The organism is Exiguobacterium algae (genome assembly GCF_018617875.1).
Taxonomy (GTDB): Bacteria; Bacillota; Bacilli; order Exiguobacteriales; family Exiguobacteriaceae; genus Exiguobacterium; species Exiguobacterium algae.
In genome coordinates this window covers 286,572-308,801 of record NZ_JACSKZ010000001.1, presented here as the reverse complement: position 1 = coordinate 308,801, position 22,230 = coordinate 286,572, and the positions used below count along the sequence as shown (strand labels likewise).

Genomic DNA, 22,230 nt, shown 5'->3' with positions numbered 1-22,230 from the left:
GATGACGAAACGGCTAATTCTTGCGATCAACCCGGGGTCGACCTCGACAAAAGTTGGTTTGTTTGATGGGAAAGAAGAAATCATGACACGTACGGTGCGTCATGACATCGATGTCACAGGATTGTCACTTCCTGAACAGCTTCCTCATCGTGAGCAAGAAGTACGGGCCTTATTACAAGAGACTGGCATCGCGGGCGAAGACTTGTCCGCGATCGTCGGTCGCGGTGGCCTGCTTGCCCCGATGACATCCGGGACGTATACGGTGAACGCGTTGATGCGTGAAGATTTGACGAGTGGTCGTTTCGGCATGCATGCCTCGAATCTCGGCGGTCTCATCGCCTCCAAACTAGGGGAAGGCTATGGGGTACCGAGTTTTATCGTGGACCCGGTCGTCGTCGACGAGATGCATGACCTGGCCAGAAAGACAGGAATGCCTGAAATCGATCGCCGGAGTATCTTCCATGCGTTGAACCAGAAGGCGGTCGCCAAACGTTTTGCGGCTGAAAATGGAAGCGATTACAATTCGCTGAACTTGATTGTCGCCCATCTCGGTGGCGGCATCACGGTCGGGGCACACGAGAGAGGGCGCGTCATCGACGTGAACAACGGTCTTGACGGAGATGGACCGTTGGCACCGGAACGTGCCGGCTCAATTCCTGTTGGACAGGTAGTAGAACTATGTTATAGTACCAGGTATAAAGAATCGGAGATGAAAAAGAAAATTGTCGGGCAAGGCGGACTGTTCGCCCACCTCGGAACATTCGACGCGATTGAGATCGAACAGCGCATGGAGTCAGGTGACGAAAAAGCGGCGCTCCTGTACGAGACGATGGCCTATCGTGTCGCCCAAGAGATCACGAAACACGGGGCGACTTTACACGGGAACGTGGATGCCATCCTGTTGACCGGAGGGATTGCTTATTCCGACTGGCTGACTAAAAAAATCAGAGAACGAGTCGAGTTCTTGGCGCCGGTTCATGTCTTCCCGGGTGAAGACGAATTGAAGGCACTTGCTGAAGGCGCACTCCGAGTCGTCCTAAACGAAGAAACTGCAAGAGAATATGAGGGGGATACACATGGCACGAGAATTTGAGGTTGTCGTCATCGGTGGCGGTCCGGGCGGATACGTCGCTGCCATCAAGGCTGCCCAAGCCGGAAAGACGGTCGCGATCGTCGAAGCGAACAAACTCGGTGGCACCTGCTTACATAGAGGCTGCATCCCGACGAAAGCGTTGTTGAAGGCGGCCCACGTTTATCAGACAGCGAAACACGGCGAGGCATACGGTGTCACGACGGGGGAGGTCACGTTCAACCTGGAGCGGGCGCAGACGTATAAGCGGGATCTTGTAGCCGGGCTCGAGAAAGGAATCGAACACTTGATGAAGCAAGGGAAAATCGAGGTGTTCCGTGGGAAGGCCTCAATCCTTGGACCAAGTATTTTCTCCCCACAGCCGGGCACTGTTTCAGTCGAAGACGAGGCGGGAGAGTCTGAGCTCATCTTGCCGAACCAGTTGATCATTGCGACAGGATCCGTTCCACGCGAGCTGCCGGGACTACCGTTCGATCATGAACGGATTTTGAACTCGGACGACCTGCTCAATTTCGAGGCACTCCCGGAGTCGATCGCCATCGTCGGCGGTGGGGTCATCGGTGTCGAATGGGCGTCGATGCTCATCGATTTGGACGTGAACGTGACGCTGATCGAGGTCGGAGATCGTTTGCTTCCGCTTGAGGATAAGGCGGTCTCACGTGAAGTGGAGCGCTTACTCAAAAAACGCGGGGTCCGCGTGAAAAAGAACGTGACCGTGGATGCGGAACGGACGCTCGTCAAAGAGGACGGGGTCGAGCTCGCGGTCGGTGAAGAGACCTTGAACGTGGACTGTGTCCTCGTCTCGGTCGGCCGAGTGGCCAATACCGATGATCTCGGACTTCAAAACACATCGATCGTTGTCGAGAAGGGCATCATTCAAGTTGACGCCCAATACCGAACGAAAGAGCGTCACATCTTCGCAATCGGAGACTGCATCGGAAAACTCCAACTCGCTCACGTCGCCTCGGCAGAAGGGGTCAAAGCCGTCGAAGCCATTCTCGGCCAAGAACCGACGCCACTCGACTACGCCTTGATTCCGCGTTGTGTCTACGGGGTGCCGGAAGTGGCATCGGTCGGCGTGACAGAAGAAGCGGCGAAAGAAGCCGGACATGAAGTGAAGACGGGTACGTACCGCTTCAACGGGCTTGGAAAGGCTCGGATCGAAGGGCAAGCGGACGGATTCGTGAAACTGGTATCGGACGCGGAGACGGACGATTTGTTAGGGGTCCATATCGTTGGACCGAAAGCAACGGAGCTGATTACAGAAGGCGGACTCGCCCTCGTGTTGAATGCAACAGCATGGGAAATGGGACAACTCGTTCATCCGCACCCAGCACTCAGTGAAGCCTTCCAGGAAGCCGCCCTCGCAGTTGACGGACTTCCGATTCACGCCTAAGGAGGAAACAAGATGGAACAGATGACTGTAAACTCATATGAAGAGCTTGGTTTAACAAAAGAAGATTTGCTCGCGATGTACGAGACGATGGTCCGTGCGCGTAAAATCGACGAGCGGATGTGGAAATTGAACCGTGCCGGGAAAATCCCGTTCGTCGTTTCGTGTCAAGGACAAGAAGCGGCCCAGGTCGGTGCCGCATTTGCCCTCGAGAAAGGGATCGATTATGTCCTTCCATACTACCGTGATGTTGCGGTCGTCCTACACTTCGGACAAACGTCTCGTGATTTGATGTTGTCTGCATTCGCAAAAGCAGAGGATCCGAACTCAGGCGGACGTCAGATGCCGGGTCACTTCGGTTCGAAAGAACATCGCATCGTGACCGGTTCCTCTCCGGTAACGACACAAGTCCCGCACGCGGTCGGTGTCGCGCTCGCAGCCAAAATGAAAAAAGAAGAGCTCGTCACGTTCGTTTCATTCGGAGAAGGCTCATCGAACCAAGGGGACTTCCATGAAGGGGCGAACTTCGCCGGTGTCCATAAGCTGCCGGTCATCCTGTTCTGTGAGAACAACAAGTACGCGATCTCTGTGCCACTCACGAAACAGTTGGCGTGTGAACGCGTATCTGACCGTGCGAAAGGCTACGGGATGCCAGGTGTGACCGTTGACGGGACGGACCCGATCGCTGTCTATGCGGTTGTCAAAGAGGCCCGTGAACGTGCACTTCGCGGAGAAGGTCCGACGCTCATCGAAGCAGAGGTCGAACGTCTCGTGCCGCACTCTTCGGATGATGATGACAAGGCATACCGCTCGGCAGAAGAGTTGGCAGGCTTGAAGGAGCGCGACGGGATTCAATTGTTCCGTCAACGCCTTATCGTTGACGGCATCGCGACAGCGGAGACACTTGCTGAAATCGATTCGACGATCGATACAGAAGTGAACGAGGCGACGACATATGCGGACAAGGCCGCTTATGCTTCACCTGAATCAACGTTGAACTACGTGTACGAGGAGGAAAAATGATGAAAACGTTTATCGAAGCGATCAATGAAGCGATTCATGAGGAGATGGAGCGCGACGAGAACGTCTTCGTCGTCGGTGAGGACGTCGGCGTACGTGGCGGTGTGTTCCGTGCAACACAAGGGTTGATTGAAAAATACGGAGAAGAACGTGTCATCGATGCACCGCTCGCTGAGAGTGCGATTGCCGGTGTCGGTGTCGGGGCGGCCATGTATGGGATGCGCCCGATCGCCGAGATGCAGTTCGCTGACTTCATCATGCCCGCGGTCAACCAAATCGTATCGGAAGCGGCCAAGATCCGTTACCGTTCGAACAATGACTGGACATGCCCGATGGTCATCCGTGCGCCGTTCGGAGGCGGGATTCACGGGGCGCTCTACCACTCACAGTCCGTCGAGGCGATGTTCAACTCGACGCCAGGCTTAAAAGTCGTCATCCCGTCTGATCCGGTCGACGCCAAAGGTCTTTTAAAAGCAGCGATCCGTTCGAATGACCCGGTCCTTTTCTTCGAACACAAGCGGGCCTATCGCCTCTTGAAAGCCGATCTTCCGACGGATGAATATACGGTCGAAATCGGCAAGGCGGCTGTCAAACGTGAAGGGGACGACATCACAATCATCACATACGGCCTCTGTGTGCACATGGCACAAGAAGCAGCCAAGACACTCGAGGCGGAAGGAATCAGTACACACATCCTCGACTTGCGTACCATCTATCCACTCGACCAGGAATCGATCATTGAGGCGGTCAAGAAGACAGGCAAGGTGTTGCTTGTGACAGAAGACAATAAAGAGGGGAGCATCATCGGTGAGGTCGCGGCCGTGATTGCGGAGAAAGCACTATTTGAACTCGATGCACCAATCGAACGTCTGGCAGGTCCGGATGTCCCGTCGATGCCTTACGCACCACCGATGGAAAAATACTTCATCGTATCCCCGGAAAAGATTGCCGAGCGGGCACGCCAGCTCGCAGCATTTTAAGGAGGCGTCTCTATGGAACAAACGATTAAAATGCCCCAACTCGGTGAGAGTGTCACAGAAGGAACAATCACGACATACCTTGTGAAGCCTGGTGACCGTGTAGAAGAATATGAACCGCTCGCAGAAGTCATGACAGACAAAGTGACAGCGGAGATCCCGGCGACGTCAGCCGGTGTCATCAAAGAATTCCTTGTACCGGAAGGGGAGACCGTCAGCGTCGGTACGCCTGTTCTCACGATGGAAGTCGAGAGTGCAGAAACGGCGACGGTTCCTGCAAAAGAAGAATCCAAGCAGGAAGCGGTCGCACAGACTGAAAAAGTGGAAGTGGCAGCATCCGCCCCTTCTGCCCCACGTAAACAGAGTGGAAACGGCCGATATTCACCGGCAGTGATTCGGCTCGCGAGCGAGAACGAAATCGATTTGAACGAATTGAGTGGAAGCGGTCTCGGCGGTCGAATCACACGGAAGGATGTTTTGCGCTACTTATCTGAAGGACGTCCGGCACGTGTCCAGGAACCGGCCACGCAAGCACCAGTGCAGGAAACGATGGTTCAAACGAAGCTCGACGTACCAAAAGAAGCGCCACGCCCAGCCGTGGAGCCTTCGAAGCAAATGACAGGGTCAGCCTCTTCGTCTGATCGCTATGAGTCGATTCCGACGGCTGGTGTCCGACAAGCGATCGCGAACAACATGGTCCGTTCGAAACATGAGGCACCGCACGCGTGGCTCATGATTGAAGTCGACGTGACGAACCTCGTCGAGGCACGGGCCAAGTTGAAGGATGAATTCATGAAACGGGAAGGCGTCAAATTGACGTTCATGCCATTCTTCATGAAGGCGGCCATCGAGGCGCTCAAGAAGTACCCGATGATGAATTCGGAATGGGCAGGCGATCATATTAAAGTCCATCAGGACGTCCACCTTTCCGTTGCGGTCGCGGCGAACGATGCCCTTTACGTTCCGGTCATCCGTCAAGCCGATGAGAAGAACATCAAAGGTCTCGCCGTCGCACTTCAAGACGTGGCGACACGCGCCCGCGAAAACCGTTTGAAAGCGGAAGAGATGCGTGGTGGAACCTTTACAATCAACAACACGGGTGCATTCGGATCGATCCAATCGGCCCCGATCCTGAACTATCCGCAAGCGGCCATCCTTTCGGTCGAGTCGATCGTGAAGCGTCCGGTTTGGGTCAATGGCATGTTCGCGGCTCGCGATATGGTCAACCTTTGTATGTCGGTCGACCACCGTGTCCTCGACGGTCTCGTCGCAGGTCAATTCCTGCAAGCAATCAAACAGTCACTCGAGTCGATCGACCCGAATACGTACACGCTTTACTAAGAGCGAGACGTATCCCGTTTGAAAATGAACGATTTGTACGGCAAACACCCGTTTCAAAATGAAACGGGTGTTTTTCTTATATGCAAATGACGGATTATATCGACTGCTCGATCACCGACTCGACATCCTGACGAATCCGTGACGCGGATAACTGCTTCACATCATAGCGCATCCGGTGCGTCGTCTCATCTGTCCCCGTCAAGTCTGCGAACAGGCTGCCGAGGTCATGGACGCTTCGGTCGACCTGAATCAATAACTCGATGGCTTCCGCATCCTGCAAGAGGACGACTTCCAACTCATCTAACTCCCGCCCATACTTGGATCCATTCGCGGAGTACTCGAGTTCTTGTGCGATCGGGAGGCGACCGGAACGATGACGGGCCGGAAGCATCTCTGTGTCTGCCTTCTTCAAACGGAAGCCGAGCTCATCCATCACGTCGAGAATGACTTGTTGTGCATCGTTCGGCGTAACCATGATGGCGTCCTCGTCTTTCGGGTCGACGGCTTGTGCGATGTCGAGCCCGGTCTCGATCCATGACTTGGATTGACTGACCGAGATGGGCGTGTTGTACGGGACGTTGACCGTGAACGGGATTTCTTTCACTTCGCCTGGACCAATCAGGAAAGGTGCCTCGTTCAAAAGAATCTTCTCGATCGTGAACGTCGAGTGGGTCGGTTTATCGTTCACTTCGTGCTTATATAATGTATTGAAGAACAGGTAGATGCGGTCGACCGCCTGCTCGACAGATCCCCCTTCGACATGGACGACGCCATGCAATTCACCACCCGGGACGCAACGGTTTTCCGTTAGCCGGGTATCGACGGTCGCGGCCCCGATCCCGATAGATGACAAAATCTTTTTGAACATTTGTGAGTCCTCCTTTGACGTAAAACAACGAACGTGTAATAGTATGTACGGACAGAAGAAAAATTTAGTTTCAAAATCTCTAAAAAAGGATTGAATCAAGTGGAATATACAGCGTTACAAGAACGATTGCGTGACATCATTCAATCGAATCAACTCGTATCAGCGACAATCAGTCAGCCTCGTCAAAAGTCGAGTGATATACGTCGGATCAAACTGAAGCCCGTCTTACTGAAAAACGCGTATCATATTCAGTTCGAGTACCAATATGAGCGCGTGATGAATCATAAGAATATGACGCCGGACGAAGCGGTCATGGAATTGAATGAATTGCTGGAGTCGTTCCGACAAGGTCAGTTCCAACTGAAGGAGTCGGACCTCCAGTTCCAATTATCGAAAAAGTTCAAGGTGACGTTTAAAGAACGCTCGACGGCGAAAAAAGAGGCAAGTCTCAGCCACAATCGGGAAAAACAATATGTCTTGCCGGTCGATGAGCCGGTGCCGTTCCTCATTCGTCTCGGGATCCAGTCACCGGACGGCAAAGTAAAGCGTCAGAAATATGATAAGTTCAAACAAATCAACCGCTTCCTCGAGTTCATCGAAGACTCATTGAAACATTTGCCGACAGACCGTACCGTCCGCATCTTGGATTTCGGTTCAGGGAAGTCCTATCTCACGTTCGCCCTCTATCACTTCTTACACGAGATGAAAGGATACGATGTACACATCACGGGCCTCGACTTGAAAAAAGAAGTCATTGAAGAGTGCGCGGGCATCGCAAAAGACCTCGGATACGAACGTCTTGAGTTTCTAGTCGGGGATATCAACGAATATGAAGGCGAGTCGGCCGTCGATATGGTCGTGACGTTGCATGCGTGTGATGTTGCGACGGACATGGCGCTAGCACGTGCCGTCCGCTGGGGGGCGAAAGTCATTTTAAGTGTGCCGTGCTGTCAGAAAGAGTTGAATCGTCAACTGAATGCGCCGAGCCTCGAACTCATGTTGCAGCACGGGCTGATCAAAGAGCGGTTTGCCTCGCTTGCGACCGACTCGATCCGCGCGGAATTACTCGGTCTCGTCGGCTACGACACACAATTGCTTGAGTTCATCGACCTTGAGCACACGCCGAAAAATATAATGATTCGCGCGTACTTGACGAACCGTCAAGCGACGGCGGAGGCGAAGGAGCGCTATCTGGCATTCAAACAGCTCCTTCAGGCAGACCCGTTCCTTGAACGGGAATTGAGCGATAGACTTGTCCTCGGGACACAACAAGACGTAAAATAAGAAAGAACAGACGCAAGTCGAAAGGGGAAACAACATGGATTTTCAATTGTATTTTCAAGATGTAGTCGAACAGGCGCGTAACGAGGTGCGCACTGCAGGATACACAGAACTCACGACACCGGAAGAAGTCGACGCGGCTCTCAAAAAAGAAGGCAAGACACTCGTCCTCGTCAACTCGGTATGTGGTTGTGCAGGCGGGATCGCACGTCCGGCAGCCGCTTATGTGAATAAAATGGAAGGCGTGAAACCGGATCACTTCGTGACGGTATTCGCAGGTCAAGACCGTGAGGCGACTGACCGTGCCCGTGAATATTTCGAAGGGTATGCACCGTCCTCACCATCGATCGCGTTGCTCGAAGACGGCAATATTGTGACGATGGTCGAACGCAGCACAATCGAATCTTCTACAGCAGAGGAACTCGTCGATCAGTTGCAAACACTCTTTGACATCTATTTCGCATAATCATTCAAGAGCGCAAAGGCATTGCCTTTGCGCTTTTCTAAAAAGGGGCAGAGTATATGGAACCAGTCATCAAGGTCATGACAGAGGCAGAGTATATGATTGCCCTGTCACGAGGTGAGATCAATGAACCTTCTCTTCAATCGGAAGGGTCGATTCGTTGTTGTACACCGCAGCAAATCGGAAAAATCGTCCGGATGAATTATCCGGGAGAACCGGTCGTCCTCGTGTCATTACACGTCAACCGGCTCGGACAATTGCTCCATTATGAGCTCGATGAAGACGGAGAACGCTATCCGCACGTGTATAGCGCGATCCCGATGTCATCCGTAAAACGAGTCCAACCATATGGCTCTCGGGACAACGGAACGGTCACCTATTTCGCCTATGAACGGATGTGACCGTTCTTTTTTTGAATAAAAATGCATGAATATACTTTACAAGTTATAATTATGTGTATATAGTGGTTGAAGAACAAGTCGGACAACCGATGAGTCGAAGAATAGTTGAGTCAAGTTCACATATATGTCATAATTTTGTTAAAGTTCTGATAATTATTACTCTTGACAGAAAGGAAGATGAAAATGAAAAAAGGTTTTCTAGCATTATGTTTAGCAAGTTTGGCTGCATTTTCGGTCGCGTGTGGGGCGGACGTGAACGAAGGAGGATCGTCATCTGCCGACAGTGAAGACAGCAATGTGATTGTCATGGGTACGAGTGCCGATTACTTCCCATACGAGTTCGTCGATACAGCGAACGGGGATGAAATCGTTGGATTTGATATCGATATCGCCAAACAAGTGGCTGAGAATTTAGGATATGAATTAAAAATTGAAGATATGGACTTCGGGAGCTTGCTCGGGGCCCTCAACGCAGGACGTGTCGACTTCGTCATGGCGGGGATGACACCGACTGAAGAACGTAAAGAGAATGCAGACTTCTCGGATATTTATTTCACAGCGAAAAACTTGATCCTGTCAAAAGACGGCTCGCTTCAATCGCTTGAAGATTTGAAAGGGAAGAAGATTGGCGTTCAGCTCGGTTCGATCCAGGAAGGCATCGCTCAGGATCAAATTCAAGATGCGGAGATCGTATCATTGAACAAAATTCCTGAAATCATCCAAGAAATTAAGACAGGCCGCATCGATGCGATGGTCATCGAGGATACGGTCGCGAAAAAATATCTCGCACAGGACAGCGAGTTGACGACGTTCGAAATCGTCGATGAAGAAGAAGCAGGTTCAGCTGCAGCATTCAAAAAAGACGACGAGCTTCGTGACAAGTTCAACGACGAGTTGAAGAAAATGATGGATAACGGAGATATTGAGAAGTTGGCACAACAATGGTTCGAAGAAGAAGCAGAACCAGCTGAATAATCGATTGTACGGGGCTGACTGAAGATGAATCAGTCAGCCTTTTTTAGGAGGAAACCACTATGGATTTTAGTCGGATTTATGATTCAATCCCGTATATTTTAGAAGGAATTCCAGTCATGTTCCAAGTCGTGATCGTCTCGGCATTAATTGGGATCACGCTCGGAATCGTCGTCGCTACGTTGAAAATCGTCCCGAATCGTTTGATCAACTTTATCGGTCATGCGTACACGGCGGTATTCCGTGGGACACCACTCATCCTGCAACTCGCCATCATCCACTTCGGATTGCCGCAGTTGACAGGATTTATCACGACACCTTATCAGTCTGCCGTCATCGCCTTTTCTCTCAACTCAGGGGCCTACATCTCGGAAATCATCCGGGCCGGGATCCAGGCAGTCGATAAAGGGCAATGGGAGGCTTCAGACGCGCTCGGTGTTCCATATGTGAAGCAGTTGCGCTCCATCATCCTGCCACAGGCGTTCAAAAACATCCTGCCGGCGCTCGTGAACGAAATGATCACCCTCACGAAAGAATCAGCGCTCGTTTCGACGGTCGGGGTACTCGATATCATGCGCCGTGCGCAGATTGTCGGGGGACAGAAGGCAATCTACTTCGAACCGCTTCTTTTTGCCGGTGTGATATACTTTACGATAGTGATGATCTTGACGTATCTTGGACAACGTCTAGAAAAACGGTTAAGAAAGAGTGATGGAAGATGATCGAAGTAAACGATTTATATAAACAGTTTGGTGAGCTAGAAGTATTGAAAGGCATCACGACGACGATTGAACGTGGTGAAGTTGTCGCCGTCATCGGTCCATCCGGTTCGGGAAAATCGACTTTCCTCCGTTGTCTCAACATGCTTGAAGTACCGACGAGCGGGTCGGTGAGCGTAGATGGCTATGAGTTAACGAAAAAAGGGGCGAATGTCGCCAAAGCCCGACAGCATATCGGCATGGTGTTCCAGCAGTTCAACCTGTTCCCGCACATGAGCGTCCTTGACAACTTGACGTATGCGCCAATCAACGTCTTGAAAGTGAGTAAGACGGAGGCCGTGGACCGCGCGAAAAAATTGTTGGAACGTGTCGGTCTGTCTGAAAAAATCGATGCGTATCCGAGCCAACTCTCCGGAGGACAAAAACAGCGTGTCGCGATCGCGCGCGCACTGGCGATGGAGCCGAACGTCATGCTTTTTGACGAGCCGACGTCCGCACTCGACCCGGAGATGGTCAATGAAGTACTCGATGTCATGAAAGGACTTGCGGAGACTGGGATGACGATGGTCGTTGTCACCCACGAAATGGGCTTTGCCCGTGAAGTGGCGGACCGTGTCCTCTTCCTTGACGAGGGGATTTTGATGGAGGAAGGCAAACCGGCCGACCTGTTGTTGAATCCTCAGACGGACCGAGCGAAACGGTTCTTGGAAAAAGTGCTCTAACATACAATCTCACGAAGGAAAGGATGGATAGACATGAAAATCACGTATTACGGACATGCGACGGTCGGACTCGATATTGAAGGGGTTCACGTCTTGATCGACCCGTTTCTGACGAGCAATCCACATACGGATACAGATCCCTCTACGCTTCGCCCGGATTATATTTTATTGACGCACGCCCATTTTGACCATATCGAAGATGTCGAGCTGATCGCCAAAGGGACAGGGGCGACCATCGTCGCCACGCATGAACTTGCGACATATTATGAGAAGAAGGGTTACTCCGTCCATGGGATGAACCTCGGTGGCGGACACGCATTCCCGTTCGGTCGTGTCACGATGACACAGGCATTCCATAGCTCGAGCCTCGATATGGGAGATACGCCGGTCTATATGGGGATGCCGGCCGGTTTTATCATCGAGACGAATGAATTGACGCTCTACCATGCCGGTGACACGGCATTGTTCTCGGATATGAAGATGTACGGGGAACGGTTTGAAATCGATGTGGCGTTCCTGCCGATCGGGGACAATTTCACGATGGGACCGGAGGATGCTCTCGATGCGGCGCAGTGGCTGCAGGCGAAACGCGTCGTCCCGATCCATTTTGACACGTTCCCGCCGATCAAACAGGACGCCCAGGCGTTTTGTGACCAGTTGCATCGTCGTGGGTTGTTGATCGAACCGAACACGACGATCGAAATCTGATGAGTCATGTAATCGAGGCGACGCGTCAATACGTCGCAACGCTCCATGCCGATGATCATACGGGACATGACATGTCACACGTCGAGCGGGTCGTTCGTCTCGCAGAGGTCATCGCCGAAGGAGAAACGGTCGACAACCTGGTCGTCACCCTCGCTGCGCTCCTCCATGACGTCGAAGACCATAAGCTCGGTCGTCCGTCCGGACTTGTGCGCTTTCATCTGGATACTCTTTCCGTTACGGAAAACCAGAAGCGTCATATTCTGACCGTGATCGAGGAGTCGTCCTATTCAAAAGGTGTTCTTCCTTCATCACGTGAGAGTGCGATTTTGCAGGATGCGGACCGGCTCGATGCAATCGGGGCAATCGGGATTGCGAGAACGTTTCAATTCGCCGGATCTCGCGGGACCGCCCTTCACGATGGACCAGGTAGTGCCATCGCCCACTTTGAGGACAAGCTCCTGAAGCTTGCACGTGGCATGCATACTGAAAAAGCGAGACAACTCGCCATGGAACGTCATGCGTTCATGGAGACGTTTTTACATCAGTTCGAGAAAGAATGGAATGGGATATGTAGCTGAAAAGACGACCGGGACCGGTCGTCTTTGTTGTTTAGAACGGGTATTTGTTCAGCCAGTGGCCGCCGTCGAGCGAGATGCATTCGCCGTTCAAATAACGCATCTCATCCGATGCCATCCAAAATGCGAGGTCGGCGATTTCCTCTGGCGTGCCGAATCGACCGAGCGGCACGTTTCGGAGGATGCGTTCGACTTCCTTCACGTGAGACACGAGCTTCTCGGCCCCGCCCGTCCGTTCGATCGGTCCCGGGCTGATTGCATTTACCCGAGCGCCAAATTGATAGCCCCATTCGACGGCGAGGGTGCGCGTCAAGTTGAGGACACCGGCCTTTGCCGCTGCACTCGGTGCTACCCCGGGTCCTGCCTGCCAGGCGTAGGAAGCGACCATGTTGATGATGGTCCCGCCACGGAGTTTCTCTGCCTCCCAATGTTTCCCGAGAACATGGGTACAGTTGAACGTCCCGTTCAAGACGATATCGATGACGCTCGACCAACCGTTCGGAGACAAGTCGAGTGTCGGGCATACAAAGTTGCCGGCCGCGTTGTTGACAAGGGCGTGGACCGGTCCGTACGCAGAAATGATATCGCCGAGTGCCGTGGCGCATCCTTCATAGTCCCGGACGTCGTGCTGAACGCTCATCGCTTTCCCCGCATCAATCGCGTTCAATTCGTCCATCGCTTCCTGCAACCGTTCCTCGTTCCGGCCGCTGATGGCGACATTCCATCCTTCTTGTTTGAATTTGAGCGCCATCGCTTTCCCCATACCGGACGAGCCGCCTGTGATCCAAATTGTCTTCATGCTACTTCCCCCTCTAAAAATGAATAGTCGTTCATTTTAGGTATTCGTCTTGTAGAATGGAAACTCCTGCAAAGAAAATCGAATTCAAAAGGCAAAAGCCAAAACGCAGGAAACCTGTGATACAATGAAATTAGATAATATTGGGAATTACCATAGGGGAGGCGGTGTTGTCTTGAAAAGATGGATGTTGAGAGGACTCTTATTGATCAGTTTGGTGTTAGTTGGGACGGGGATTGCACTTCATGGTTCGAGCGCGGAAGAGGATGCTACCGTGACGCAAGCAAGTTTATCGGAAGCGGAAATCGATGCGTTGATGGGAGAACCGTTGCCCGTGCCGACAGTAGAAGAACTGACACGTCATCTGAATGCTTTTCAGCAGGATGTTGCACCTCGGATTGAAGAGGAGTTCGAGCGAACGCTCGCGATGCGTCAGTTCGTCGAGGCGAAGCTTGCAGGTGACACGGTCGACGTCGATCGCCTAATCGCGAAAGCCCAAGATAGTGCCCGTTTCGAACGGGCGTGGTTAGCTCATGCCGAAACCGAATATGGGATCGTCGCTTCAGAGGAAGAAGTCGACGCATGGATTGAAGCCGGTCCTGACACTTACGTCGTTGACTCTGCTGTCAATCTCGCCGAAGCGCTCGGCGTCTCACTGAATGAGCTGAATCATGTGACATACCGCGACCAATACGTGAAGTGGGTCGTCTGGGAACAGTTGATTCCACGATTGACTGCGAAATATGAACAGGAATCGGCCGGCGTCAAACTGGATAACAATGAATTGATCCGCCGATATGAAGCCGAGGTCAGGACATATATGAACGACTAGCCTGAAACGACAAAGCAACCCATCTCAAGGCGAGGTGGGTTGCTTTTTACTGTATGGCCTTTAAATAACGTAATCCGAGTGTGCGGTCAATCCGGTACATCGTCCCGGCGACTTTCTCCCCCCAATACGGGTCGGAGGCATAAAACATATTGATGCCTTCTTGTTTGTTGCCCGGAAACGCTCCACGGGCGTAAGGACCTTTCACATACTTCGTCGCGAACAGCTCCGCGGCTGCCTGGACGCTCGCTTCGATCGAATCAAACGACGTCGCATTACCGCTCGGGTCATCGTCCGTCGCTTTAAATCCAAACAGGTTCAACTTGTCTTGTGCGATGGCCGAGCTGCCGTATCCGGACTCATGGCCGGCAACAGCGAGCAGGAACAAAGCGTTAATCCCGTACTCCTCTTCCATCTGTTTAAAGGCAGAGCCTTTCCCGGAAAGGGGAGAATCGATTTCGTTTAAAAATGAATCAAAATCCTCTGCGGAATAAGGGGACTTCGAACGGATATTCGCGAACTGGTAAGGCGAGTCAAAGACGTCTTTGACCCGTTCTGTGTAAAACCGCTTTTTTGACTGTTTCTCAGTCGGACCGACGAGGAACTTACCGGCCAGATTCCCATTCGCCTCGACCGAGTGATAGACGTCACCGTCTTTTATCTCATAGAATCCCCGCTTCTTCACGACGGCCTCGGGGAATAGCGACATGTTTTTGGCGGGCACGTAGACGTCAGCACCGGAAATCCGCACTAGCAAATGGTCCTTGCCGCGCGAAAGCAGGGTGAGACGCGTGCCGCCTGCGACGTACGATTGACGTTTCGACAACGCTTTGTCTTCATAAAGATGGGTGATCGTCGAACTTGGCGTGATGGCGATGCCGGTCCCGTTGAAGTCGATCACTTCACCTTCGGGAGAAAAGAGCGTCCGATTCGTCCCACCTTCCATATAGCGACGGGCTTCTGCGAGCGTTTCAAACGTCCGGGTCACATTCGACCCGTCTCGTACTGTCTCGACCGTATAGACTTCTTCACGGGACGTCTGGACCCACAAAAAACCGGCGACGGCGAGACAGAGTGTCCCGATGAGCGGCCAAACCTTTCGTTTCTTTTTACGTTTCAATACAATCACTTCCAAACTTTTGGATTGCCAAATGAAGAAAACTAGTCAACAATTTGATGGAGAAGGGAGGAAGCCGATATGAAAATTGGGACGCGGACCTTGAAGACCGCGGTCGCAGCAGGCATTGCCATGCTGATTTCGGAATCGATTCATCTCGAGTTTTTTGTGTTTGCAGCCATTATTGCCATTTTGAGCATCCAGGAGACGAGAAAAAAATCGATTCGAGCATCTTATGAACGCGTCATGGCCAGTCTCCTCGCTATTGGAGTGGGAGCCGGGATGTTCACGCTACTCGGATATACACCGGTAACGATTATCCTCTATTTTGTCATGTTCATTCCGCTCGTACAACAACTGAAACTGCAGGACGGCTTCATCACGAGTGTCGTCATCCTGACGCATCTGTATACGGAAGGGCAGTTCTCCGTCGAGCTGTTCATCAATGAACTGTTGCTCATCGCCATCGGTGTCGGTGTCGGGCTCCTCGTCAATATGTATATGCCGACGCTTGACCGTGAGATCGAGCGGATCAAAGACAATATCGACCGCTCACTCGCCGTACTGTTTTATGACGTGGCCGCCTGTGTCGAGACGGGTGTTTACAACAACCACTCGATGATGCTGATCAAGACCCGTGACTATTTGAAGCAAGGGAAGGACCTGGCGCTTCGCAGAATGGGTAACTCGATCGGCAAGCGGAACGAGGACATGGATTATCTCTATTTCCGCATGCGGGAGCGGCAGTACGATATTTTAAAACGTGTCGCCGACAACGCCAGGGAGATCACGATGGTCGTCAACGAGGCGAAACCGGTCGCGACGTTCCTGAGACGGGTCGGGGACCACGTCAACGAAGAGGCAGACGCGACGGTATTTCTACGTGAACTTGAAGACATGATCGAGCACTATCGAAAAAACGTACCTCTCCCCACGACGCGTGAGGAATTTGAGGTACGCTCATCCTTACTCAATATTTTATCTGACGTCAAAAGCTATTTGATCTTGAAAGAGCGCTATATCCTGCTCTTAAAAGAACATGGCCATGCTCGAGAGCACAGTGCTGAGCAAAAAGATTGAAATGATGACGACGACGCCGATCTGAATGATCCGTTGTCGTTTTTTCTGTTTCTTCTTCATGTATTTCCTCCAAAGACGTGTTTGCCATTATTGTACAGAACGGAAAAGATTCGTGCAATGCGCACGAGTTTGTTATAATAGTCGAGAAATGTTTGGATGGAGGGATGTTGTTTATGGTAAACGAGACACGCGTGCTCGACACATTTTTAGGATTGGTCGGCATCGACTCAGAAACGAAAGAAGAAGCGGTCATTTGTAAACATTTAAAAGAGGTGTTCACAGACCTCGGCTGTGACGTCTATGAGGACGACGCTTCAACGAAGACGGCCCATTCCGGTAACAACCTGATCATCACGTTGCCTGCGACGAAAGAAAACGTGGACCCGATTTACTTCACGGCCCACATGGACACGGTCACGCCAGGTAAAGGGATCAAGACGAGCATCAAAGACGGCTATGTCGTCACGGACGGCACGACGATCCTCGGTGCGGATGACAAGACAGGTCTCACGGCGATGATCGAACTCGTCCGTGTCTTGAAAGAAAAACAAATTCCACACGGTCAAATCCAGTTCGTCATCACGGTCGGTGAAGAGTCTGGTCTTGTCGGGGCGAAAGTACTCGACTTGTCAAAAATCGATGCGAAGTTCGGATTTGCACTCGACTCGGACGGTCCTGTCGGTGACATCATCGTCGCAGCGCCGACGCAGGCGAAGGTCAATGCGAGAATCTACGGGAAGACGGCCCATGCGGGTGTCGCACCTGAAAAAGGGATCTCGGCGATTCAAATCGCAGCCAAAGCGATTGCGAAAATGCCGCTCGGTCGAATCGATGAGGAGACGACGGCAAACATCGGACGTTTTGAAGGGGGACGTGCGACGAACATCGTCTGTGATTACGTTGAAGTACTCGCCGAAGCCCGCTCCCTCATCCACGAGAAGATGGAGAAGCAAGCTGAGACGATGAAACAAGCATACATCGAAGTCGCCGAGTCGTTCGGTGGACGTGCCGAAGTCGATATCGACATCATGTACCCTGGCTTTAAATTTGAAGAAGGGGACGAGGTCGTCGAGGTCGCGAAGGCAGCAGCTGCCGCAATCGGTCGTCCGACCCGGATCCTGCACTCAGGCGGTGGATCGGATGCCAACGTCATCGCCGGTGGCGGAATCCCGACAGTCAACTTGGCAGTCGGTTATGAAGAGATTCACACGACGAACGAGCGGATGCCGCTTGAAGAGTTGTACAAGCTTGTCGAATACGTCGTGACGATCGTCGAGCAAGTCGCATCATCAGAACAGTAAAAAAGAGCCGACGTTCCGTCGGCTCTTCGTATGTGTTCGTACTCGTTATGCTGCAAACTCCAAAGACTCTAAAATAAGTTCGTCTGTGCAATGAAGTTCTTTCGCTATGTCGTGAATTCGGATTGAGGTGCCTTGTTCTTGTTGGTGTTTGCGATTCATCGAAGTCGCGCGTTCCCGGATGAGCTCGTAAATCGAGTCAGGGTGCTCCGCTCTGTTCATCACAGTTCACATCCTTTTCAACGATTGCCTCTAGTATAGCACGGAACGAGCTTGAAGAAAGGACAAGTTTAGTTATGAAGTTACATTTTTTAGGGACTGGTTCGGGGATGCCATCCAAGCAGCGAAACGTCTCTGGGCTCGCCCTCGTCTTTCCGAAAAAGACGTGGCTCATCGACTGCGGGGAAGGAACCCAGCATCAGATGCTCTATACGTCCGTCAAACCTCGAAAAGTGTCCGCCGTCTGGGTGACGCACCTCCACGGTGACCACGTGTTCGGACTGCCTGGATTTTTGTCGACCCGTTCTGCCCTTGACGGGACTGACCCGCTCACCGTATACGGTCCGAAAGGGTTGAAGAAATGGTTGGAGTTGACGCTTCGTGTGACCGGCTCACACCTCGGGTACGACCTGACCGTGATCGAATATGAAGATGGGGACACATTCGAACAGGACGGACAGATCGTGACCGTGAGACAATTAGAGCATCGCTTCCCGTCTTACGGCTTTCGCATTGTCGGTCCGGAACAGCCCGGTGCGTTACGCGTCGATCGCGTGAAGGCGCTTGGAATCCCGAGCGGACCGATTTACCGTACAATCAAAGAAGAAGAACGCTTCGAGTTTGAAGGGAAATGGTATGACGCTAAAGAATATGTCACTGACCCGGTGCCGGGTCATATCGTGGCGATATTAGGGGATACGACACCTTGTGACAATGCGCGTCTGCTTGCAGAAGGCGCTGACCTGCTCGTTCATGAGGCGACGTTCATGGCGAACGAACAAAAGCTCGCGCGAAAGTACGGTCACTCGACGACACTGGAGGCGACCGAGCTTGCAAAAGCAGCGGGCGTACGTCAATTGATCGTGACCCACATCTCCGCCCGCTATGTCGGGAGAGATGAGGAATTCACGCGTGAACTCGTAGCGGACTTCCCGAATAGTCTCGTCGCGACCGACTTTTTAGAATACACAGTGGGGGATTGACGTGACCATTCAACTATATGTATGGACCGCCTTCTTAGTCGTCAGCGTACTGCTAGGGATCCGGTTGAACCAGCTGAAGGAACCGGAAAAGAACTTCTTTCCGAAATTTTTATTTTACTCGTTGCTCGGGATTGTGTCGTTCCCGATCGGCGGCTTTCATATCCCGATTGGATTTTTGCTCTCATTCTTATTCTTCCCGAAGCAGAACAGTCGTTATAAATGGTACGGTGCGTTGCTCGGGTTTTTCTTCTTCATCGTGTTGTTGTTCGTCCCGCTGTTCGACCAGTCCGGCTTTCGGGCCGAGTCACAGCAAATCGGGATTGTCTCGGTGACCGATGAATCGTTCGACGGGATGACGGCCAAGCTGTTACGTCGGATCAACAGCGACTCGATCAAACTCGACCGTGGAAAGCTGATCATCGATCGGTCCGGGCGTGTCCAGTCAGCCGAGTATTTGCTGATGGTCGAGCGAAGCGAGTCGTTTCAACAGATTCGCATCTCTTATGAATCCAATCAGCTTTCTTACGAGCAGGTCGACGAGCTCCAAAAAGAGTACGGCCAGGCTTTCTTCGAGAAGTTGGTCGATTTTGAGCACATGCTCAACACCGTGCGCGAACCGGACTGGACAGAGTACACGGACAAAGTGAAGGCCCCTTTGATTCAGCTTTCCTATGACGGGCTGTATGATATGTATACGTTCGAGAATGAGTCGATGCTCATGATCAACCGGGAACACGAGCTCGTCAAATTTTGGTTGCAGCGTGAACCGGTGCTCGCCAACAGTATCCAGCTCGTCGGATTGACGCGAGAAGGGCGCGGCTCGGGAGAACGGTATACGATTTTATATAACTATTCGATTCATCGACGAGAGGATTTGACAAAGCAATGAAACGATTATGGATATTCCTGTTGCTCATGTCGTTTCTGGCCGCATGTGGCGGTGAAAAAGAGACGGCGACCTGTGAGGTGAAGCCGACGATTTCAGTGTATAATGCCGCGGCAGAAGAGACGATTTTCCAAGAAAAGAGTGTCTGTTTGAAGGAAGGCGAGACCGTGCTCGATGCGCTCAAGGCGACCGGGCTGTCAATCGAGTCGAGCGGGAACGGTGACATGGCTTACGTGACGGCGATTGAAGGAGTTGCTGAAAAGTCGGAAGGTCAGGCATCGGCATGGGTGTATGCCTTGAACGGCACACCGGGCGATGAAGGGTCAGGCGCCAAAAAAGTAAAATCTACTGACGTCATTCAATGGCGGTTCGAAAAAGATGCGATGGCTTTCTTCGAATGAGGCAGATTGGGAGCGGCGACATCCTGTCACGCTCCTTTTCTTTCTTCTCCTTCACTTATTCATCGTGACGTATAAAGGAGACGATCTCCTTCTCGTGATCGGTCTCTTCTGTTTACTCCTCCTGGAACGACGTCTTCCGTGGATGATCGTCGGTCTCTTACTCGCATTCGGTACGGTCTCGGTGTTCCCGGTCCTCATTGGTTGGGACATCTCCACCTCGGCGATTGGGCATCAGCTGGTGAAGTTGGCCGCTTTTATGTTCGGAATGGTGTGGGTGTCACGCTATCTTCGGCTGGAACGATTATTGCCGCTGTTCACCCGCTGGCCGCGTTCTTCCAAGTTGTTATACGGGGCTTGGGCGCTCATCCCGACGATGGAGCAGGCGATTCGTGTTGCGTTAAGAAGTCATCCGAAACGTGCGTGGAGACAGGCGCTTCAAGTCGGGGTCGAGAGTCAGCAGGACGAGCCGCGGTTTGCCGTCGAGCCGATGCGTCGTTTTCAATGGGAGGATGGACTGCAGCTTTTCCTCCTCTCGGGTTGGTGGTTCGTTGCGATGAACGGACCGCTCGTTATTTGGCTGCTTTATCCATATTTGACGAAAGGGGGGATCCGGGATGCGCTGGTTGTCTTCCGCCGATGGGTCCGTTGATGCATACGTCACCCGACACGCGGCCCAAGTGATTCATCCAAATCAACCGTTTGCGGGAACGGTAGGACAGATTCTTTCTGAAAACGATGCGCTCCGCGGCGCCGAGATTGCCGCCTTGCTTCAAATCGATCACTTGTATAAGAAACAGTTCCATCAATGTTCGAGCGGCGAACAGCAGGTGGTGCGAGTCGCATATGCGGTCCTTGATCGACCGGATGCCATCGTATTGATCGAGCCGTTCCGCCATCTCGACCGATACCGTCGGGAGCATTTGGAATTGCTCCTAGAGCGGCTCACCGCGCTCGGACTCCAAATCGGTTACACCGAACGCGCGAAAGAAACGTATCGTGCGGTCCCGTTTCAGACGAACGAATCGACAGGAACTCCGCGAATCGGGCTGACGAATGTATCGTATCGGCATCCGCTTCAAGGGACGTATGCGGTCGAAGACGTGACCTTTCAAACGGAAGAGCCCGGGTTGACCGTATGTATCGGGACGAACGGGAGCGGGAAGTCGACGCTTCTTGAACTGATGGCGCGGAGCAAACGACCGCTTCACGGGAAAGTGAGGCGGGGAGAGCGGGGGTACTATGTTCCGGCTGAACCGGAATATGGTCCGTTCCCCGAGTCGGCACATCGCCGAGTCGAGCAATTACAGGCCGCGCTCGCAGATGTGTACCCTGTCGTCCTCCTTGACGAACCGACCGTCGATTTGACCGACACCGAACGACAAACGTTCGTTCAGGCGCTACAAAAGAAGGCAGAGACGGCACGGATCGTCTGTGCCACCCATGACGCGTCACTTATCGAGGTCGCAGATGACATGCTTTACATGGCGAGCGGCAAGGTGGTTTATCAGGGACCGCGGTCCACATTCCAGGAACGGAGTACGTTATGGTCACATACCTCATCGCACTCATAGTCGCCCTGTTGGTCATCATCCGATTCGAAAAATCACCGACACCGATTCGTCCGCTCGTTCAACTGCTCGCACTCGCCGTCCTTGGACGATGGGTCTTCATGACGATCCCGAACGTCCAACCGACGACGGCCATCCTCATGCTGACGGCACTGTATATCGGCTGGACGAGTGCGGCGATTTTAGCTTTGTTCGTACCGTTGTTATCGGGTCTGTTGCTCGGGATCGGACCGTTCGTCCTGTATCAGTTTCTCGGTTGGTTGCTCGTCGTCAGCTTGACGTACCTGTTGCGGCCAATGCTTCTCCGTTCGTCGATTCCTTTGCTCGCGGTCGGATTGGTCGGAGGATTTTTATACGGCTGGACGGTCAATGTTTCGTTCATGGAAGTGATCGGCGTGGATTTCATCAAATTGCTTCTTCTCAGTGCTCCGTTCGACCTGGCACACGGGCTATCCAACGTTGTCTTCCTTTTTCTCATTCGACCGCTATTTCGTAGCATACTCGGGAAACAATTAGGGTAAAA

26 protein-coding genes are annotated in these 22,230 nt (G+C 52.4%); 22 read left to right on the top strand and 4 right to left on the bottom strand.

What is annotated here, in order from left to right; genetic code table 11:
* Position 1: 1 nt before the first annotated feature.
* Genes buk through KNP03_RS01560 form a run of 5 tightly spaced genes read left to right on the top strand, consistent with a single transcriptional unit; the run spans position 2 to position 5,821 of the window.
* A complete protein-coding gene (gene buk / locus KNP03_RS01580; RefSeq protein ID WP_214824248.1) occupies positions 2 to 1,093 on the top strand; it encodes a butyrate kinase in 1,092 nt (363 codons plus the stop codon).
* Positions 1,077 to 2,486 (top strand): dihydrolipoyl dehydrogenase, encoded by a 1,410-nt coding sequence (gene lpdA / locus KNP03_RS01575; RefSeq protein ID WP_214824246.1) that lies wholly within the window; start codon positions 1,077 to 1,079, stop codon positions 2,484 to 2,486. The genes buk and lpdA overlap by 17 nt, the downstream gene beginning before the upstream one ends.
* Positions 2,487 to 2,498: 12 nt before the next feature.
* Entirely contained in the window at positions 2,499 to 3,506 is a 1,008-nt protein-coding gene (locus tag KNP03_RS01570) for a thiamine pyrophosphate-dependent dehydrogenase E1 component subunit alpha (protein ID WP_420827873.1), read from the top strand.
* A complete protein-coding gene (locus KNP03_RS01565) occupies positions 3,506 to 4,483 on the top strand; it encodes an alpha-ketoacid dehydrogenase subunit beta (RefSeq protein WP_214824244.1) in 978 nt (325 codons plus the stop codon). Before KNP03_RS01570 ends, KNP03_RS01565 begins: the two co-directional genes overlap by 1 nt.
* A gap of 12 nt (positions 4,484 to 4,495) precedes the next feature.
* Positions 4,496 to 5,821 (top strand): dihydrolipoamide acetyltransferase family protein, encoded by a 1,326-nt coding sequence (locus tag KNP03_RS01560; protein ID WP_214824242.1) that lies wholly within the window; start codon positions 4,496 to 4,498, stop codon positions 5,819 to 5,821.
* Between the two features lie 94 nt (positions 5,822 to 5,915).
* Here KNP03_RS01560 and KNP03_RS01555 read toward each other — a convergent pair whose 3' ends face one another.
* Complete coding sequence (locus KNP03_RS01555; RefSeq protein ID WP_214824240.1) at positions 5,916 to 6,689, bottom strand: sporulation protein; 774 nt, start codon at positions 6,687 to 6,689, stop codon at positions 5,916 to 5,918.
* Between the two features lie 99 nt (positions 6,690 to 6,788).
* On the opposite strand from KNP03_RS01555, the gene KNP03_RS01550 reads away from it, so the two are divergent.
* The 8 genes from KNP03_RS01550 (at position 6,789) to KNP03_RS01515 (ending at position 12,533) form a co-directional block, all read left to right on the top strand.
* A complete protein-coding gene (locus KNP03_RS01550; protein ID WP_214824238.1) occupies positions 6,789 to 7,973 on the top strand; it encodes a class I SAM-dependent methyltransferase in 1,185 nt (394 codons plus the stop codon).
* Between the two features lie 34 nt (positions 7,974 to 8,007).
* Positions 8,008 to 8,436 carry a BrxA/BrxB family bacilliredoxin gene (locus KNP03_RS01545; protein WP_214824236.1) on the top strand — a complete coding sequence of 143 codons (429 nt, stop codon included), beginning with the start codon at positions 8,008 to 8,010 and terminating at the stop codon, positions 8,434 to 8,436.
* 56 nt (positions 8,437 to 8,492) lie between these two features.
* A complete protein-coding gene (locus tag KNP03_RS01540; protein ID WP_214824233.1) occupies positions 8,493 to 8,834 on the top strand; it encodes a DUF952 domain-containing protein in 342 nt (113 codons plus the stop codon).
* Between the two features lie 183 nt (positions 8,835 to 9,017).
* Positions 9,018 to 9,809 (top strand): transporter substrate-binding domain-containing protein, encoded by a 792-nt coding sequence (locus KNP03_RS01535; protein ID WP_214824230.1) that lies wholly within the window; start codon positions 9,018 to 9,020, stop codon positions 9,807 to 9,809.
* A gap of 59 nt (positions 9,810 to 9,868) precedes the next feature.
* Positions 9,869 to 10,528 (top strand): amino acid ABC transporter permease, encoded by a 660-nt coding sequence (locus KNP03_RS01530; protein WP_214824228.1) that lies wholly within the window; start codon positions 9,869 to 9,871, stop codon positions 10,526 to 10,528.
* Complete coding sequence (locus KNP03_RS01525) at positions 10,525 to 11,247, top strand: amino acid ABC transporter ATP-binding protein (RefSeq protein WP_214824224.1); 723 nt, start codon at positions 10,525 to 10,527, stop codon at positions 11,245 to 11,247. Before KNP03_RS01530 ends, KNP03_RS01525 begins: the two co-directional genes overlap by 4 nt.
* A gap of 33 nt (positions 11,248 to 11,280) precedes the next feature.
* Entirely contained in the window at positions 11,281 to 11,955 is a 675-nt protein-coding gene (locus KNP03_RS01520) for a metal-dependent hydrolase (protein ID WP_214824221.1), read from the top strand.
* Entirely contained in the window at positions 11,955 to 12,533 is a 579-nt protein-coding gene (locus KNP03_RS01515; RefSeq protein WP_214824218.1) for an HD domain-containing protein, read from the top strand. The genes KNP03_RS01520 and KNP03_RS01515 overlap by 1 nt, the downstream gene beginning before the upstream one ends.
* 31 nt (positions 12,534 to 12,564) lie before the next feature.
* Here the strand turns inward: KNP03_RS01515 and fadH are convergent, their stop codons facing one another.
* The gene (fadH, locus tag KNP03_RS01510) at positions 12,565 to 13,329 is read right to left on the bottom strand and encodes a 2,4-dienoyl-CoA reductase (protein ID WP_214824216.1); all 765 of its coding nucleotides are present in this window, start codon (positions 13,327 to 13,329) and stop codon (positions 12,565 to 12,567) included.
* A 172-nt stretch (positions 13,330 to 13,501) separates the two neighbouring features.
* Here fadH and KNP03_RS01505 point away from each other — a divergent pair, with 172 nt between their 5' ends.
* Positions 13,502 to 14,158: a hypothetical protein gene (locus KNP03_RS01505; protein ID WP_214824213.1), complete on the top strand. Its 657-nt coding sequence runs from the start codon at positions 13,502 to 13,504 to the stop codon at positions 14,156 to 14,158.
* A 46-nt stretch (positions 14,159 to 14,204) separates the two neighbouring features.
* On the opposite strand, the gene KNP03_RS01500 is transcribed toward KNP03_RS01505, so the two are convergent.
* Complete coding sequence (locus KNP03_RS01500; RefSeq protein WP_338082697.1) at positions 14,205 to 15,284, bottom strand: N-acetylglucosaminidase; 1,080 nt, start codon at positions 15,282 to 15,284, stop codon at positions 14,205 to 14,207.
* 69 nt (positions 15,285 to 15,353) lie between these two features.
* Between KNP03_RS01500 and KNP03_RS01495 the strand changes: the two genes are divergently transcribed.
* Together KNP03_RS01495 and KNP03_RS01490 are read left to right on the top strand one after the other, a co-directional pair.
* On the top strand, positions 15,354 to 16,352 hold the full coding sequence (locus KNP03_RS01495; RefSeq protein WP_214824206.1) for an aromatic acid exporter family protein: 999 nt from the start codon (positions 15,354 to 15,356) through the stop codon (positions 16,350 to 16,352).
* A gap of 173 nt (positions 16,353 to 16,525) precedes the next feature.
* Complete coding sequence (locus KNP03_RS01490; protein ID WP_214824203.1) at positions 16,526 to 17,653, top strand: M20/M25/M40 family metallo-hydrolase; 1,128 nt, start codon at positions 16,526 to 16,528, stop codon at positions 17,651 to 17,653.
* Between the two features lie 45 nt (positions 17,654 to 17,698).
* Here the strand turns inward: KNP03_RS01490 and KNP03_RS01485 are convergent, their stop codons facing one another.
* The gene (locus tag KNP03_RS01485; protein WP_214824200.1) at positions 17,699 to 17,872 is read right to left on the bottom strand and encodes a hypothetical protein; all 174 of its coding nucleotides are present in this window, start codon (positions 17,870 to 17,872) and stop codon (positions 17,699 to 17,701) included.
* Between the two features lie 74 nt (positions 17,873 to 17,946).
* Between KNP03_RS01485 and rnz the strand changes: the two genes are divergently transcribed.
* Genes rnz through KNP03_RS01455 form a run of 6 tightly spaced genes read left to right on the top strand, consistent with a single transcriptional unit; the run spans position 17,947 to position 22,228 of the window.
* Entirely contained in the window at positions 17,947 to 18,852 is a 906-nt protein-coding gene (rnz, locus tag KNP03_RS01480; RefSeq protein WP_214824197.1) for a ribonuclease Z, read from the top strand.
* A gap of 1 nt (position 18,853) precedes the next feature.
* The gene (locus tag KNP03_RS01475; RefSeq protein WP_214824195.1) at positions 18,854 to 19,741 is read left to right on the top strand and encodes a hypothetical protein; all 888 of its coding nucleotides are present in this window, start codon (positions 18,854 to 18,856) and stop codon (positions 19,739 to 19,741) included.
* The gene (locus KNP03_RS01470; protein ID WP_214824193.1) at positions 19,738 to 20,139 is read left to right on the top strand and encodes a DUF4430 domain-containing protein; all 402 of its coding nucleotides are present in this window, start codon (positions 19,738 to 19,740) and stop codon (positions 20,137 to 20,139) included. The genes KNP03_RS01475 and KNP03_RS01470 overlap by 4 nt, the downstream gene beginning before the upstream one ends.
* A complete protein-coding gene (locus tag KNP03_RS01465; protein WP_214824191.1) occupies positions 20,117 to 20,788 on the top strand; it encodes a cornichon family protein in 672 nt (223 codons plus the stop codon). The genes KNP03_RS01470 and KNP03_RS01465 overlap by 23 nt, the downstream gene beginning before the upstream one ends.
* Positions 20,754 to 21,710, top strand: coding sequence for an ATP-binding cassette domain-containing protein (locus tag KNP03_RS01460; RefSeq protein WP_214824189.1), 957 nt, complete (start codon positions 20,754 to 20,756; stop codon positions 21,708 to 21,710). Before KNP03_RS01465 ends, KNP03_RS01460 begins: the two co-directional genes overlap by 35 nt.
* A complete protein-coding gene (locus KNP03_RS01455; protein WP_214824187.1) occupies positions 21,683 to 22,228 on the top strand; it encodes a hypothetical protein in 546 nt (181 codons plus the stop codon). The genes KNP03_RS01460 and KNP03_RS01455 overlap by 28 nt, the downstream gene beginning before the upstream one ends.
* Positions 22,229 to 22,230 lie beyond the last annotated feature (2 nt).

Bases quoted from the DNA above. Each gene is read 5' to 3' on its own strand.
- KNP03_RS01560 (WP_214824242.1), top strand. From the start codon at position 4,496: ATGGAACAAACGATTAAAATGCCCCAACTCGGTGAGAGTGTCACAGAA.
- buk (WP_214824248.1), top strand. From the start codon at position 2: ATGACGAAACGGCTAATTCTTGCGATCAACCCGGGGTCGACCTCGACA.
- KNP03_RS01485 (WP_214824200.1), bottom strand. From the start codon at position 17,872: ATGAACAGAGCGGAGCACCCTGACTCGATTTACGAGCTCATCCGGGAA.
- KNP03_RS01465 (WP_214824191.1), top strand. From the start codon at position 20,117: ATGCGATGGCTTTCTTCGAATGAGGCAGATTGGGAGCGGCGACATCCT.
- KNP03_RS01490 (WP_214824203.1), top strand. From the start codon at position 16,526: ATGGTAAACGAGACACGCGTGCTCGACACATTTTTAGGATTGGTCGGC.
- KNP03_RS01525 (WP_214824224.1), top strand. From the start codon at position 10,525: ATGATCGAAGTAAACGATTTATATAAACAGTTTGGTGAGCTAGAAGTA.
- KNP03_RS01530 (WP_214824228.1), top strand. From the start codon at position 9,869: ATGGATTTTAGTCGGATTTATGATTCAATCCCGTATATTTTAGAAGGA.
- KNP03_RS01495 (WP_214824206.1), top strand. From the start codon at position 15,354: ATGAAAATTGGGACGCGGACCTTGAAGACCGCGGTCGCAGCAGGCATT.
- KNP03_RS01545 (WP_214824236.1), top strand. From the start codon at position 8,008: ATGGATTTTCAATTGTATTTTCAAGATGTAGTCGAACAGGCGCGTAAC.
- rnz (WP_214824197.1), top strand. From the start codon at position 17,947: ATGAAGTTACATTTTTTAGGGACTGGTTCGGGGATGCCATCCAAGCAG.
- KNP03_RS01565 (WP_214824244.1), top strand. From the start codon at position 3,506: ATGAAAACGTTTATCGAAGCGATCAATGAAGCGATTCATGAGGAGATG.
- KNP03_RS01540 (WP_214824233.1), top strand. From the start codon at position 8,493: ATGGAACCAGTCATCAAGGTCATGACAGAGGCAGAGTATATGATTGCC.
- KNP03_RS01535 (WP_214824230.1), top strand. From the start codon at position 9,018: ATGAAAAAAGGTTTTCTAGCATTATGTTTAGCAAGTTTGGCTGCATTT.
- fadH (WP_214824216.1), bottom strand. From the start codon at position 13,329: ATGAAGACAATTTGGATCACAGGCGGCTCGTCCGGTATGGGGAAAGCG.
- KNP03_RS01460 (WP_214824189.1), top strand. From the start codon at position 20,754: ATGCGCTGGTTGTCTTCCGCCGATGGGTCCGTTGATGCATACGTCACC.
- KNP03_RS01455 (WP_214824187.1), top strand. From the start codon at position 21,683: ATGGTCACATACCTCATCGCACTCATAGTCGCCCTGTTGGTCATCATC.
- KNP03_RS01515 (WP_214824218.1), top strand. From the start codon at position 11,955: ATGAGTCATGTAATCGAGGCGACGCGTCAATACGTCGCAACGCTCCAT.
- KNP03_RS01520 (WP_214824221.1), top strand. From the start codon at position 11,281: ATGAAAATCACGTATTACGGACATGCGACGGTCGGACTCGATATTGAA.
- KNP03_RS01470 (WP_214824193.1), top strand. From the start codon at position 19,738: ATGAAACGATTATGGATATTCCTGTTGCTCATGTCGTTTCTGGCCGCA.
- KNP03_RS01555 (WP_214824240.1), bottom strand. From the start codon at position 6,689: ATGTTCAAAAAGATTTTGTCATCTATCGGGATCGGGGCCGCGACCGTC.
- KNP03_RS01570 (WP_420827873.1), top strand. From the start codon at position 2,499: ATGGAACAGATGACTGTAAACTCATATGAAGAGCTTGGTTTAACAAAA.
- lpdA (WP_214824246.1), top strand. From the start codon at position 1,077: ATGGCACGAGAATTTGAGGTTGTCGTCATCGGTGGCGGTCCGGGCGGA.